Genomic DNA, 13,014 nt, shown 5'->3' with positions numbered 1-13,014 from the left:
AGTATTTCCGGTATTCTCTTAAATATTCTAAGGTTATCAGTAAGCGATCCTTGCCCCCTAGCGTATTGGGGGGGAATTACTTAGAAACCTTGTATTCATGATTCAGCTAACCTTCTTAATAGGATCATGGAATGGGCTATTATAATCATTTCATAATCTTTAGATACACTTCGAAAATGATTTAGCCATACAAATGTTCTTTCGACAATCCAACGTTTTAGCAAGTATGGCCCATCCTTGAGATATATGCTCTGAGATTGCTATAGTTTTATTCAATAGAGTTCTCACAAATTCCTCCATGGGTTTTCCATATCCAGCATCTGCACACACTCAATGTAGGATAATTTTTGTACCGCTTCCTAAAAAACTCTGCTCCCAGCACCTGTGTCATTGGCCTTATGAACCGTGATATGGATCAGATTGCCTTGCGTATCAACACCACTATGCCGTTTACGTATCTTTTTTTCCCCCATCTATACCTATTTTTTCTGAGGCTCCTGTGGGGTTAACACTTGTTTTAACACTTTGTGAATGATGCTATAACTGGGATTCTTGCTCCTTTCATACTTAATTCGGCTTGTCTTAACAAGTTCATGCATCACTTTTTCCCATCTCCCCTTAATCCTATATCGTCTATAAAACGAATGTACCGTCCATTGACAACCGCTCTTGATTATATAACATACTGCTTTACCCCCTCTTTTTTGTTGTATTTTCTTCTATTTCTGTAATTCCCGCTATCAAAATGATGCTTTATCACATTCCACTCTCTCTTTTAAATCGCTTAGATAATTCTTCTTCTACTCCTTCAAGCCTTTTATATCACACTTTTTTATTCATTAATACAGGTTCTAATTTTTTGTATCTACTCTAAGACTATTTCATGTAGAGGCCTTTCTCTTTAAAGTGCTACGAAATCGTAATGCCTTTTATATAATACAAATCAATCTTTTATGTAATTCCTGTGGACTTCGATAAAAAAAATTGTTAGAATTTGTCAAGTATAGTTGGAGGGAAGTAGGTATGGCAAAAAAAAAAAGCAACTTAATTCGTATGATTAGCACAGCAGGAACCGGGACATTTTATGTAACAAAAACGGGTGCAAAAAAAGAAAAATTAAGCTTGAAGAAGTACGACAAAAAAATTCGAAAGCATGTAATGTTTAAAGAGCATAAAATAAAGTAATCTGATGAAATTAAAATTTTTTTCGCGTTTTTGTGTAGGTTTTTTTTTATTAGTACTTGAGGAAGTTTCTTTTTGTGCTGATCATGCTAAAATTGAATCCTTTTTGGGGGTTTTTTTTGATAGCGTTCCTCTCTGGCCTTTACACAATTTTCCCTGGAAAGACTCTAAAATCACTGAAGGAAAAGAACTTTGTTTGGGCGCTCAGGGTACTTTTAATACTCTAGAGTTTTGGCAAGAACGTAATGTGTGCGCCCAAGGAATAGTAGAGCTTCTTCATGGGCGTCTTTTTTTGCCTTCGGAACAAGAACCAGGAATAGCTTACAGCTATGTAGCTCGGCATGTACAGCGTTACAAAGATCGCGTAGTTTTTTGGATTGATAGTGACGCAAAGTTTCATAATGGTGCTGCGGTTCTTCCAGAGGATGTTGTTTTTAGTTTTTATTTTTTAACTAAAAATTCTTCTATATTTAAATCATATTTTTCTGGAATTTCTAAAGCAGAGCTTGTTTCTTACCCATTGATTCAGTCTGGAAAAAAATTGTCTGGAGTAGTATTTTATTTAGAAAAAAATGCTCCCCAAGAGGCTGCTTTAACTATTTCAGAAATGGTAGTTCTTCCAAAATCTGTTTATCAGCACGGTGTTCCCAAGATTCCCGTGGGGTGCGGACCTTACAAGGTGGAAGCACATCAAGAAGGGGAGTTTGTTCGTTTTCAAAAGGTTCCTCAGTGGTGGGGAGCAAATCGTTCTTGTGGAAAAGATATGTACCGATTTTCTACGATCAAGTACATTTACTTCAAAGAAGATGACAGTATGTTTGAAGCGTTTAAAAAAGGAGAACTTCACTGCTTTTTTGAGCGCAGTGCAAAACGCTGGATGAATGGGTATAATTTCAATGAAGTTACTCAAGGAATTGTTAAAAAACAAGAAGTTTTCTATAAAGACTCTGTTCCCATTACTGGACTTTTGTTTAATACGCGAAAACCAATATTTCAAGATATTCGCGTGCGTTGGGCATTAAGTCTTTTGCTAGATTTTGATACACTAAATCAAAAATTTTTTTATAAAAAATACAAAAGAATTTGTTCATTTTTTCAAAATACTTCCTGTATGGCCAAAGGCAGTGCTTCTTTTGAGGTAAAAAGAATTTTAAAATCGTTTAACGCTCCAGAAGAAACCTGGACACAGCCCGCTGAATATTTTACGCAGTTACCAGGAACGTGGCATCAACGCAGCAAAGCTGCGCTTTCTTTTTTAAAAGAAGGAGGATGGAAATTAAGAAATGGTAAATTGTTTCATGAGACTTTAGGTTTTCTTCAAGTAAAGGTTTGCATTCCCAAGTCAATGCGAGACGAATGGCTGCAATTTTTTCAAGCACGAGCCGCCTTGATAGGAGTTGAACTTAACATTATTTCTTTAGATCAGGCAGCCTATCAATCAGTGAAATCATCTTTTGATTATGACATGATTTGGGGAATGATGGGAATATCCAGCAGTTTTCCAGGACAAGAGTTAGAGTTGATTTACAGCAGCCATTCGGCAGACAAAGCTGGAAGCTATAATATGGCAGGAATTTCTGATATCAATATAGATGCACTGATTCAACAAGTCAAAAGCGCTAAAAATCAAAAAGAGCTGCAGTTTTTAGCCCAAGCTCTGGATCGGTACCTTCTTTCAGGCTGCTATGGAATTTTTGGATGGTATTGCCCAAATACTTGGCAAGCATTTTGGAAAAATCGCATTGTTTATCCAAGATCTTCCCCTTTTTCACCTCAACGGAGATGGATTTATGCCGGGGGGAGTAAAAATCCTTAAAGCCTCCATCTTGCATGTTTCACTTGTGCAGGATTTAACGTCAGCACCAAACAAAAAAAGCTTTTAAAAAATTACAAACTTATCGAACGCATTTAGAAAAAAGTCTATCTTCGCTCGACAAAAACAAAGAGTTAAAATCACTCTTTTTAGTATACTTTTTGGTTTTTTTCTATTTTGTATGTCATCAAAGGGGCGCTTCCTTCTAAAATAACTTTTTCATCTACCATGACTTCTTTTAGCCCTTGAAGAGAAGGTATATCATACATAGTATCTTGAAGAGCTTTTTCCAAAATGGCACGAAGACCTCTTGCACCGCTTTTTAGTCTTAAACTTTCTTTAGCCACAGACCTAAGCGCGCCATTTGTTACAGTCAGTTCTACCCCTTCCATAGCAAATAACTTTTTATACTGCTTAATCAAAGCGTTTTTAGGTTCGGTTAAAACTTTAATTAAAGCTTCCTCGTCCAAATCTTCCAGAGAGACGATAACAGGAAGACGTCCAATAAACTCAGGGATCATTCCATAATCTACCAAATCTTTTGTTTGAATATGACTTAATATATCCTGAGAATCAAATTGCTCTTGATTAGATTGAGACAAAAATCCAATGGATTGCCCTTTTAGACGCTTTAAAATGATCTTATCTAATCCTGAAAACGCTCCTCCACAAATAAACAGAATTTCTGAAGTATCGACCTGAACAAACTCTTGCTGCGGATGCTTACGCCCACCTAACGGAGGAACCAGAGCTTTTGTGCCTTCGATAAGCTTTAACAGTGCTTGCTGAACACCTTCTCCAGAAACATCTCTACTTATAGAAGGATTATCTCCTTTTCTAGCAATTTTATCGATCTCGTCGATGTAAATAATTCCTTTTTGCGCTTTTTCAACATCATAATCTGCATTCTGAAGTAATTTTTGAACAATGTTTTCTACATCTTCCCCTACGTATCCAGCCTCTGTCAAAGCAGTAGCATCTGCAACAATGAAAGGAACGTCTAAAGTTTTTGCCAACGTTTCTGCTAACAAAGTTTTTCCACATCCAGTAGACCCTACCATTAAGATATTAGACTTAGAAATCCTTACATCACTCCCTGAAAGATTTTCGTGCTCAATTCTCTTATAATGATTGTACATAGCAACAGAAAGCACACGCTTTGCTTTTGTTTGGCCGATAACATACTCATCTAAAGTTGCTTTGATGTCCCATGGAACAGGAATTTTATTCTTGTTATCTCCAGCGCTCGAAAAGCGATTTCTTCGATTTTCTTCTTTCAAAATGTCGTTACATAATTCAATACACTCGTTACAAATAAAAACTGTAGGACCAGCAATCAACTTTTGCACTTCGTATTGGCTCTTTCCACAAAAAGAACAACGCAAAATGGTTTCTGTCTCTACCCCATTTTTTTTATCCATCTAGTGCTCCCTTCTGTTATACATTTATTCTATTATGCCATAAAGCCCTAAAGAAAACATCCTCGCAAAGGGCAAATTAAAACCTTTATTGATTATCCGGCCTCATACCGGGTTCCATGATATGGTCAACAAGACCAAAATCTATAGCTCCCTTAGCAGACATAAAGTTGTCTCTTTCCATAGCAGAAGTTACCTCTTCTAAAGTTTTTCCTGTATACTCAGAGTACAGTTGATTTAAAAGTCTTTTTAGATAAAGAATCTCCTTAACATGAATTTCAATATCTGTGGCTTGTCCTTGCGCGCCACCAGAAGGCTGATGAATCATCACTCGAGCATTAGGAAGAATGTAGCGTTTTCCTTTTTTTCCTGCTGCTAATAAAAAAGATCCTGCAGAACATGCTTGCCCTAAACACACGGTAACCACATCTGACCGAATATACTGCATTGTATCATGAATACTAAAAGCAGAAGTTATTACTCCCCCCGGAGAGTTTATGTACAAGAATATATCTTTCCCCGGTGATTCTGACTCTAGAAACAACAACTGTGCACAAATAAGAGAAGCGCTATGGTCTTCTATAGGTCCCGTGAGAAAAACAATACGCTCTTTAAGCAAACGAGAATAGATATCATAAGCCCTTTCTCCTCTTCCGCTTTGTTCTACTACCATAGGAACCAAATAACTCATTTCCAACCACATCTCCTTGCTTTCTTTGTTACTATACTATTTTCGATTTTATTAATGAATATTTGTGCAACACCCCTTTATCTTTTTACTACTTCTGTGAATTTTCTTGATCCGTTTGAAGCACATCTTCTTTCTGTAAAGAATTTGTTTCTTGTTCTGGTTTACTAGATTCGCTCATTTCACCTTGATCAACCGCCTCGTCGTTTTCAATAATATCTTTACTCCGCGCATCGGGGGCGCCACGCAGATCTACTTCTTTCAAAGAAATTTTTTGAATATAATCGGAAACAGAAACATCTTCCAAAAACTTTCCAAAAAGCTCTGCATACTTTTTCTGATTTAATGAAGCTTCTTTCCATAAAGAGCTCACAACATCTTTCGGATCCTGAAGAGCACAACGCCCAATAATATCCCTTATCACTTTTTCATACCGAATTGCATCATTTACAGAAACGTGAAAATTTCTATCCTTTAAGTATTTACGCACCAATTGATCGGGAGAAACCCCCTTAGAATTTCCTAAATTTTCCAAAAAATTCACAACATCCTGTGAACTGTATTCACAAGCTTCAGGATGCTTAGAACAATAATCTTTTATAAACATCTCTGTTAACAATATCCCTTGTGCGATTTCCCCAAACCACCCTGACTGCTGATCCTTTGGAACCAGGTTTTCAAAAGCTGAATTTCCCGTGTATTCTTTCCGCAACTCTAATTCACGGTGCTTTCTTAACATGTCTGAAACAGGAACGTCTTTTATATTAAAAATTTTCACTTCCAAACAATTTTTCTGAACTTCGTAGGAAAGTTTTTGAACAAACTTCTTTAAAAGCAACTTCGCCCGATCTAACAACGTTTCAAGAGTACACCCAACGACATATTTCGCACTATCGTCATCCATTTCGCAAGCAACCGTACGCCGCACTTCTTCTACTACCAAAGAAAAATTTACCTTTTTCCCTGCAAGGGGCACTTGTGAAAAAGACTTTGGAACCTTTACGCGTTGACTGATAGTGTGTCCGGACTCAATCCCAATAAAATCTTCAATTCCCGCGTCCTCTGGAAAATTTTCACTTGACAGTAAAACATTTAAAACAGAAGTACGCTCTTGACCATCAGACTTTATAGTGATTCGAAGACGAAGAGTATCCCCAAGCTCTGAAGGTCTTGGAACATCAAGAGGCTCGGAACGATTAAACTGCTTAAGATATCTTCCTACAAAAGTATGAACGTTTTCTGGCGAAATATCATCATCTAAAACCGGCAACGCAAACTCTGACCACTCTATTTCTGAAAAGTGTGAAGAATAAGCAAATGTAACCTGTGCTGAAATATCTGAAGGAACCCCCATTTCAACCTGAACAGACTCATCAAAATCAACAGAATACCTAAAGGCTTCTTGATATTCTGGTAACTCCTTAATTTTTTCTTTCAAAACTCGATCGAGAACTGATGAGACAATATTTTCCCTATACATACCAAAAAGAATATCCAAAGGCACCATGCCCAACCTAAACCCTGGAACTTTTTGCTTTGAAGCAATTTTTTTAGTTTCTTCGTTAAGCCCCTCCTGGATAGATATCCCATCTAAAACAACAGAACGTATCTCTTGTACTTTCTTTTCTAGCATGTAATTTTCCTTAACTTTTCAATTGGTGCGGATAAAGGGACTCGAACCCCCAAGGCACAAGCCACCAGAACCTAAATCTGGCGTGTCTACCAATTTCACCATATCCGCAATTTATAATCTCTCCTGATTCTAACATTTTTTTTGAGAATGTCTATAGTGACAAACTTCATCAAAGAAATTTTTTTGCGATTTTTTTTGTATTTTCAGAGTAATAAGAAATGGTTTTTGAAAAATTAAAAACAGGTTAATACTTTTAATTACACGCTTTGCAATAAAAAATAAAATGAGAATAATAGCTGGATTATAAGAAACAATCTACTTCTAAAAAAATTAAAAAAAATTTTCTCTCCATATTTTCTTAATGCATTTACAAAATAAAAGTTGGAAGAGTTATAGATTGCATGTTGGACTAAATCAGATGTGAGACAAATGTACAATATTGAAAAAATAGAAACTTTAAAGAATAATCAAGCATAACATACAATACATGTTTCCATAAAAGAAAAAATAATAAAAATCTTTAAATAAAAACTATCACGATATACTTTGCTTATTCTCTATATTTACTCACTATCAAAAAAGAGATCTAATTTCAGCACAGATAAAAACTCTAAACTCCCACTGACGAGCTATCTTAATCCTGTTCTCTTTTTTTCGTGAAAAACAAGCAAGCAGCTAAAAAAATTATATAACTCCAAAACCAGCTCCTTACTTGCGTATACACTAACCCTGGCTAGAATGCCCCAGAGCTTCACATCAGGCATTTTTTGAAAGTTCCTTCAGATAAACCTCAACACACTTAACTACAAGCGCTGGAGCATGTTTTTCTAACCAAATACGAATCACATCTTTTCCATGAACATCAAACCATTGAACGATCAAATTTTCCATCAAAACTTTTCCATCCAAACCCAAAAAACTTCTCATTTCTTGCTCTAAAACGGACTTAATATGGGGATTCAACGCATCCCGAATGACTTCCGTCAAAAACGCTTCTAAAGAAATACTTTTTTTTACTTCTTTATTAATTACTTCTTGCAAAGGATTATCTTCTTGTTTATCACGGCGAACGCTATGAATAAAAGAAAAAAGCGCTTGAGCCGCAGAAGCATTATTCTTTTGGCAATCTGACTCTTTCTGTAAATTTTCTCCCCCATTAGGCGCGACATCTTTTTCAGAAATCGAGCCAGAAAACTCTTTTTGAACCAAAGGATCAGAGTTTTCCTTCTGAACAGAAGAATCGGAACCTTCTTTTTGAATCGGACGATTCAAATCAATAACAGGATAAACTAATCCCCTTATTGACTGCAGTATATCGTCAATAGACTCACCTTCCGAAGTGCTCTTCATCATTTTTTCCTGCATCTACTTTTTCCTCCTTAACGGATCTTGATCAAACAAAGGATTATCTTCCTCATTTGAACCCAACCCCACCCAATTGCTGGCGTACTGTTCATAATACTTCTTAGGATCGAAAAGCGCAACCGGTAATTTCAGATATTTTGCCGTTATGCGCCCTAGGTATCCCCCTACAGCAGCAGAACTTTTTATCACCAAAAATCTTTGAGTAATCCAACTGCGACAAGCATTAATCCAGGAATCTTGAATACGTGTGAAATCTACAATAGGCAAGACTCCCGCATCATATTCTTTTTGTGCATTCATCAACGCTTGAGTATAAAAAAGCATAGCCCGAAAGGTTAAACTACGATTGACCATACTGGCAGAAAGCATATTCCATTGCTGCACTCCTTCCCACAATGCGGTTCTTTTGCTTTGTTCAAGCTCTAATCGCGCAAGTTTTACCTCTTGTTCTACTGTTCGAAAATTTGCGTGAGTTAATCCGCGATCATAAATAGGCATAGTAAGACCAATCCCAACTTGGGCATTTTTACTATAGGTCAGATCTTTATTTGCGTAGGCTCCTGGGATTGTACGCTGAGAACGGTCATTCATTCTTCGACTAAGCGAAGCTTCTAACTCAACTTTTGGCAAAAATCCTGAAACTGCAACACTAACTTCATGCTTTTTCCCTACTAAAACCATAGAACTTGCCTGAATAGAAGGATTGTTTTTTAATATCAATTTTTTAAGTCCTTGAACATCCTTAGGCAAAAACTTAAATTCACTGGGCATAACTAAACGATCTGATAAATCTACCGGAGCTCCAATCAAAGCTTGAAATTTTATACGGCTACTGTCCCGGGATTTTTTTGCTTCGATAACTTTCACATCACCTTGCATTAACGCCTGTCCGGCAGCAAGACTTCTATCCCCAGATTTTTCAATACCTGCTGAAAATCCAGCATTGCTTGCTTTAAATAACATATGCAACGTCGCTGCGTTTAACTCTTCTATACTTAGCAATTCATCCGCTAACAAATAGTCTAAAAACGCATCCAAAACCTTGGTTAACACATTTTGCTCTGTTGCAATGTAGCTCCAGCACGACGCAAAAAAATCTGCCTTCGCTTTCATGATATTTGCTAAAATCCCCCCCCCAGAAAATAAAGTCTGCTTTGCAGAAATCGTTGCTTGATTTTCCCAAGTGCGCTGTCTATTTTTTAAATCTGTCACAGGCAATCCGTCAGAATCTCTTGCAATTGGGTTGTTTCCTCTTTGATTTTGAAAAGATCCAAGCTGATTATGTCCTAAATTTAAGTAAATTCCTGGTCGTATCGCAGAAAAAGCTTTTGCCAAGGCGTTAACTGCTAAATTAATTTTCTTTCGTGCTGCTTCTAATTCAGGATTAAAGTAATAAGCCGCAGAAAGAGCATCTGTCAAGCTTCCTACTGGACGCAACGCCGAGTCTTTAGTTATTTTTATGGGAGCAGCAGTCTTTTTGGGATTAACAAAACTGCAAGAAGGGCGAACGTCTGGCAACAACGCAGAAAAGGTTGGATCTTTTAGCAGAACACGAAGCTCTTCTGGAAGATCTTTTCCGAAAGAATTCTCTAGTTCAGCCATTAAGCTAGCAGAAACTTTACGATTTTTTGCTAGCGCCAGTAACTGAGCTCTTAGCCCCCCATTTCTCATAGGCTCTTCTGGTCCAATACTGTAGGGAGGGTCTTGAGGAAAACGAAGCCCTTGTTCTTGAGAAAAATCTTTTGTCTCTAAGTTAAGTCCAGGAAAACTTGAATAATTAGAAGAAAAAGTCCCTGATGAAAGATTTTTCACAGAAGAAGCGTCGCCAAACAAAAGATTCTCTTTTAAATAAGAGACATTAGGAATATCATTTTTTTTTAAATTTTCCAATGCATAAACATTCTCACAAAACAAGCACCCCAGAAAAAAAAACTCGCTCCAAAATTTTGCACTACTATATTTTAATTTATTAAAAATCATTTAAGTCTTCTAATCACTTTAACCCTTTATCACTTTATATAAAAAGAAAACTTTTGTCTACAGGCCTATAATTTTTTACTTTCCTTACAAGATTTATTTGATTTTTCTTAAGAATAAAACATTTTTTTTTCCTAAATAAAATCATTTTTTTATTATTGCGATTATTAGTTTGATTGTTATTGAATCATTTTGAGGAAAAATTTGAGTTTCTGGAGAATTTATCGGTATATTTATGAATTTATATTTCATTTAGCAATGCTTTACGGTCAAGAAACAAAAAATTAGGATGCTTAACTAACGCATCTTCGATTCACTTAAGATTGATCTACCGCCGTAGCTTTGGCTATACTCCGTACAATTAAAAGATATTTTTCCATGCTCAGCTTATTTTTTTTCCAGCATCGAGCTTTTTTCTTTTGATATAAATATCTATCATTATCTGAAAAATTTATTCTTGTTACATCGCACACTATATAAAACAGTTATAACAAGTTAAAATTTTTCTAAAATTTAAGTTAAAACCTCTTCTATAGTAATTTTCGCTTAAAAGTTTTGTCCATTACATTTTCAGAAATTTTATAAGGTGGAGTAGAAAATAGAGCCCCAATTCCCCCGAAATAAACCTTCTACAAGATATTCAGGAGTTTCAAGATTCCTACTGGGCGAGCAAAACGTCTGAATGTGAGTGCAGGCAGGATTATGTACGCTCCTAGAGGGACCTATAAAAAACCTTAATTATCCCACGCAGCAAAACGATCTGAATTTTTGAAAAAACTTTAGACTTTTTATAAGGAAGAAAAGATGCAAGAGACTCTGGAAAATGCTAGACACAAATTTATTTATCCCAATAGATCTTAACCCCATTGAATATAAATCATCCAAAGCAAAGAATTATTGAAGAGAAAATCAATGAACTATAAGAGCATTCTTTCGTGACTAAAATTTATAACCATTTGTTGTTTACGCTATAGTCATTTAGCCTGAAGATGGGATTTGGAAGAATGCAGAAATAGCCTCATAAAGTTTACCAAATGGTATTATTTAATCCATCATTTCATATTAGCCCAGAATTTTTCAATTTGATTTAAATTAGGGGTGCCTCACACTCAACAGATTCAATTAAATCTTTAGTTTTCTATGATCGGTGAAAAGCATCAGTATCCATAACGACTCTCTGATCTGGCTTTAGCTCCTTTATTAAAAATTGTTTTCCCCAAGTTTCGAATACCTTCGCAGTACAAGATCCATTAAATATCATCGGAGCTATCGATCTATTATTCACGAATCTCGCTATAATATTTGTTCGCGCGTAATATTTACCACTTTTTTCACCTATCAGTTTTTTACCTTTTTGCCCCATCCTCTATCTTTGAAAATCGTTAGCTCTATACCACTTTCATCCCTATATAAAAGGCTTTTAGTCGCTACACCTTTTATAGCGTCTTGATAGTTGCTTCGTTTTTTTCACTTCCCCCCACATATACCAAATTAAACTGAAAGTGTTGGACTAATGCGTTGAAAGTTGTCATTGGCTCGGTCGACAAGATCTATGGCGATGTTGTCCCAGGTTTGGTCGAAAAAATGCAGCATACTCTTGCAAAACTCTTTGGCAGAGACGAAAAATCGATTGTTGCGCACATGTTCATTCTTAGGGGCTTGTAGGGAGGTCAAATAATGCACCTCAATCCCCCTTTTTTTTTCTGCTTTTTTGGTATCTTTGCTTGCAGGGACCTTGATCCAAGATCAGGTGAATTTTAGGCGCCTTTGGATAAGCATCTTTCAGCTGATCAAAAAACGTCTTCAAGGTTTTTAAGGATACCACCGTAAGGCGCCTGTGCGGTCACTCCCATCAGGTTCATCCTCCGGCGTTGTTGTCATCAACGTCTCGTAAACTTTTGATTTTCCTTATATTCCTCTACATGACGACTGATCGTCAATCAGAAGAGCCTTGCAATTTGACGATAGCTCCACCCTTTGTCGGATAACAAAACAGCCTTAATCCTATCTGCTACGCGTCGGTTCTTTTCTTGCCGATGCTGCGTTCTTAAGGCAACACGATCTTATTCTGTCAGAAATCTTTGCATAAGAAAAATTATTAACACATAAAATTAAACTTTTAAACAATTTGATTCAGTATAAGTATATAGACGTATTTTTTAACCCGAATTGCCACAAAAAGATAACACTTCCCCTGTTTGGTGCGCACCTGCGTTATATCAATATGCACAAAACTAATAGGATAGTCCTTAAAACGGTTCTTTTCTTGAAAGTTTCCTTCCCCTCCCATCTTTTGAGAACATTGAGTCCATTTCGTTTAAGGCAGCGATAAAGGTTGGAACGTGTCAGTTTGGGGATTTTATCTTATTTAGAGCAAACTATAGTAATTTAGCTTGAAAGTGGGATAGAGTGATGATATTTTTAACAGAAAATGACAAAGACACAAAATAGCTTCGATCTAAGGGAGAGGGGAGCAGAATATCATTAAAATTGGTAACGATCAAAAAACGACATCCAAAACATTTAAAGTTAGAACCTGTATTCATGATTTAGCTAACCTTCTTAATAGAATCATGGAATGGGCTATCATACTCATGTTTTCAGCAGTCGCTGTGGCAATTTCATAATCTTTAGATACCCTTCGAAGATGATTTAGCTATCCTATGTCCTTTCGACAATCCAACACTTTGGAAGTATGGCCCATCCTTGAGATATATGCTCTGAGATTACTATAGTTTTATTCAATACTGTTTCTTACAAATTCCTCCATGGGGTTTCTATATCCCGCATCTGCACACACTCCATTTAATGTAGAATATTTTTGCACCGCTTCCTTAAAAACTCTGCACCCAGCACCTGTGTCATTGGCCTTATGAACCGTGGTGATATGGAGCAGATTGCCTTGCCTATCAACACCACTATGATGCCGTTTACGTAT

At 36.5% G+C, this 13,014-nt stretch carries 13 protein-coding genes, 1 tRNA gene and 2 pseudogenes; 3 read left to right on the top strand and 13 right to left on the bottom strand.

Going from position 1 to position 13,014, the window contains the following annotated elements; genetic code table 11:
- Positions 1–159 precede the first annotated feature (159 nt).
- Both K737_RS11420 and K737_RS11415 read right to left on the bottom strand, forming a co-directional pair.
- A complete protein-coding gene (locus tag K737_RS11420) occupies positions 160–288 on the bottom strand; it encodes a hypothetical protein (protein ID WP_268743851.1) in 129 nt (42 codons plus the stop codon).
- Positions 269–391, bottom strand: coding sequence for a hypothetical protein (locus K737_RS11415; RefSeq protein ID WP_268743835.1), 123 nt, complete (start codon positions 389–391; stop codon positions 269–271). The genes K737_RS11420 and K737_RS11415 overlap by 20 nt, the downstream gene beginning before the upstream one ends.
- 632 nt (positions 392–1,023) lie before the next feature.
- On the opposite strand from K737_RS11415, the gene rpmG reads away from it, so the two are divergent.
- Positions 1,024–1,185, top strand: a complete 162-nt coding sequence (gene rpmG, locus K737_RS02635) for a 50S ribosomal protein L33 (RefSeq protein ID WP_024161391.1) — start codon at positions 1,024–1,026, stop codon at positions 1,183–1,185.
- A 4-nt stretch (positions 1,186–1,189) separates the two neighbouring features.
- Complete coding sequence (locus K737_RS02630) at positions 1,190–2,998, top strand: ABC transporter substrate-binding protein (RefSeq protein ID WP_006291319.1); 1,809 nt, start codon at positions 1,190–1,192, stop codon at positions 2,996–2,998.
- A 146-nt stretch (positions 2,999–3,144) separates the two neighbouring features.
- Here the strand turns inward: K737_RS02630 and clpX are convergent, their stop codons facing one another.
- The 7 genes from clpX to K737_RS11920 form a co-directional block, all read right to left on the bottom strand.
- Positions 3,145–4,416 carry an ATP-dependent Clp protease ATP-binding subunit ClpX gene (clpX, locus tag K737_RS02625; protein WP_006291321.1) on the bottom strand — a complete coding sequence of 424 codons (1,272 nt, stop codon included), beginning with the start codon at positions 4,414–4,416 and terminating at the stop codon, positions 3,145–3,147.
- A gap of 85 nt (positions 4,417–4,501) precedes the next feature.
- Positions 4,502–5,116: an ATP-dependent Clp protease proteolytic subunit gene (locus K737_RS02620; RefSeq protein WP_006291323.1), complete on the bottom strand. Its 615-nt coding sequence runs from the start codon at positions 5,114–5,116 to the stop codon at positions 4,502–4,504.
- Positions 5,117–5,192: 76 nt separating this feature from the next.
- The gene (locus K737_RS02615; protein ID WP_006291325.1) at positions 5,193–6,734 is read right to left on the bottom strand and encodes a trigger factor; all 1,542 of its coding nucleotides are present in this window, start codon (positions 6,732–6,734) and stop codon (positions 5,193–5,195) included.
- Between the two features lie 23 nt (positions 6,735–6,757).
- Positions 6,758–6,842, bottom strand: a tRNA-Leu gene (locus K737_RS02610).
- 648 nt (positions 6,843–7,490) lie between these two features.
- Positions 7,491–8,099, bottom strand: a complete 609-nt coding sequence (locus tag K737_RS02605) for a hypothetical protein (protein ID WP_006291327.1) — start codon at positions 8,097–8,099, stop codon at positions 7,491–7,493.
- Positions 8,100–10,013 carry a TolC family protein gene (locus K737_RS02600; RefSeq protein WP_161630415.1) on the bottom strand — a complete coding sequence of 638 codons (1,914 nt, stop codon included), beginning with the start codon at positions 10,011–10,013 and terminating at the stop codon, positions 8,100–8,102.
- Positions 10,014–11,214: 1,201 nt separating this feature from the next.
- Complete coding sequence (locus tag K737_RS11920; RefSeq protein ID WP_006291331.1) at positions 11,215–11,439, bottom strand: transposase; 225 nt, start codon at positions 11,437–11,439, stop codon at positions 11,215–11,217.
- Between the two features lie 155 nt (positions 11,440–11,594).
- On the opposite strand from K737_RS11920, the gene K737_RS11045 reads away from it, so the two are divergent.
- On the top strand, positions 11,595–11,741 hold the full coding sequence (locus K737_RS11045; RefSeq protein ID WP_023492041.1) for a hypothetical protein: 147 nt from the start codon (positions 11,595–11,597) through the stop codon (positions 11,739–11,741).
- A 19-nt stretch (positions 11,742–11,760) separates the two neighbouring features.
- Here K737_RS11045 and K737_RS11040 read toward each other — a convergent pair whose 3' ends face one another.
- From K737_RS11040 to K737_RS06800, 4 genes and pseudogenes are all read right to left on the bottom strand, one after another.
- Positions 11,761–11,901 (bottom strand): hypothetical protein, encoded by a 141-nt coding sequence (locus tag K737_RS11040; RefSeq protein WP_023492039.1) that lies wholly within the window; start codon positions 11,899–11,901, stop codon positions 11,761–11,763.
- 115 nt (positions 11,902–12,016) lie between these two features.
- Positions 12,017–12,085 (bottom strand): annotated as a pseudogene (locus tag K737_RS11915) (hypothetical protein); the annotation flags it as partial.
- A 533-nt stretch (positions 12,086–12,618) separates the two neighbouring features.
- A pseudogene (locus K737_RS11910) lies at positions 12,619–12,732 on the bottom strand (IS5/IS1182 family transposase); the annotation flags it as partial.
- A gap of 81 nt (positions 12,733–12,813) precedes the next feature.
- Positions 12,814–13,014, bottom strand: a 201-nt coding sequence (locus tag K737_RS06800; protein ID WP_075260326.1) for a transposase, incomplete at its 5' end; no start/stop codon positions are given.

The sequence above is a fragment of the Holospora undulata HU1 genome (assembly GCF_000388175.3).
GTDB lineage: Bacteria > Pseudomonadota > Alphaproteobacteria > Holosporales > Holosporaceae > Holospora > Holospora undulata_A.
This window is presented reverse-complemented; position numbering and strand designations above follow the sequence as displayed.

Coding starts and splice junctions, on each gene's coding strand:
- K737_RS11920 (WP_006291331.1), bottom strand. CDS start 11,439: ATGGGGCAAAAAGGTAAAAAACTGATAGGTGAAAAAAGTGGTAAATAT.
- K737_RS02620 (WP_006291323.1), bottom strand. CDS start 5,116: ATGTGGTTGGAAATGAGTTATTTGGTTCCTATGGTAGTAGAACAAAGC.
- K737_RS02630 (WP_006291319.1), top strand. CDS start 1,190: ATGAAATTAAAATTTTTTTCGCGTTTTTGTGTAGGTTTTTTTTTATTA.
- rpmG (WP_024161391.1), top strand. CDS start 1,024: ATGGCAAAAAAAAAAAGCAACTTAATTCGTATGATTAGCACAGCAGGA.
- K737_RS02605 (WP_006291327.1), bottom strand. CDS start 8,099: ATGCAGGAAAAAATGATGAAGAGCACTTCGGAAGGTGAGTCTATTGAC.
- K737_RS11415 (WP_268743835.1), bottom strand. CDS start 391: ATGACACAGGTGCTGGGAGCAGAGTTTTTTAGGAAGCGGTACAAAAAT.
- K737_RS02615 (WP_006291325.1), bottom strand. CDS start 6,734: ATGCTAGAAAAGAAAGTACAAGAGATACGTTCTGTTGTTTTAGATGGG.
- clpX (WP_006291321.1), bottom strand. CDS start 4,416: ATGGATAAAAAAAATGGGGTAGAGACAGAAACCATTTTGCGTTGTTCT.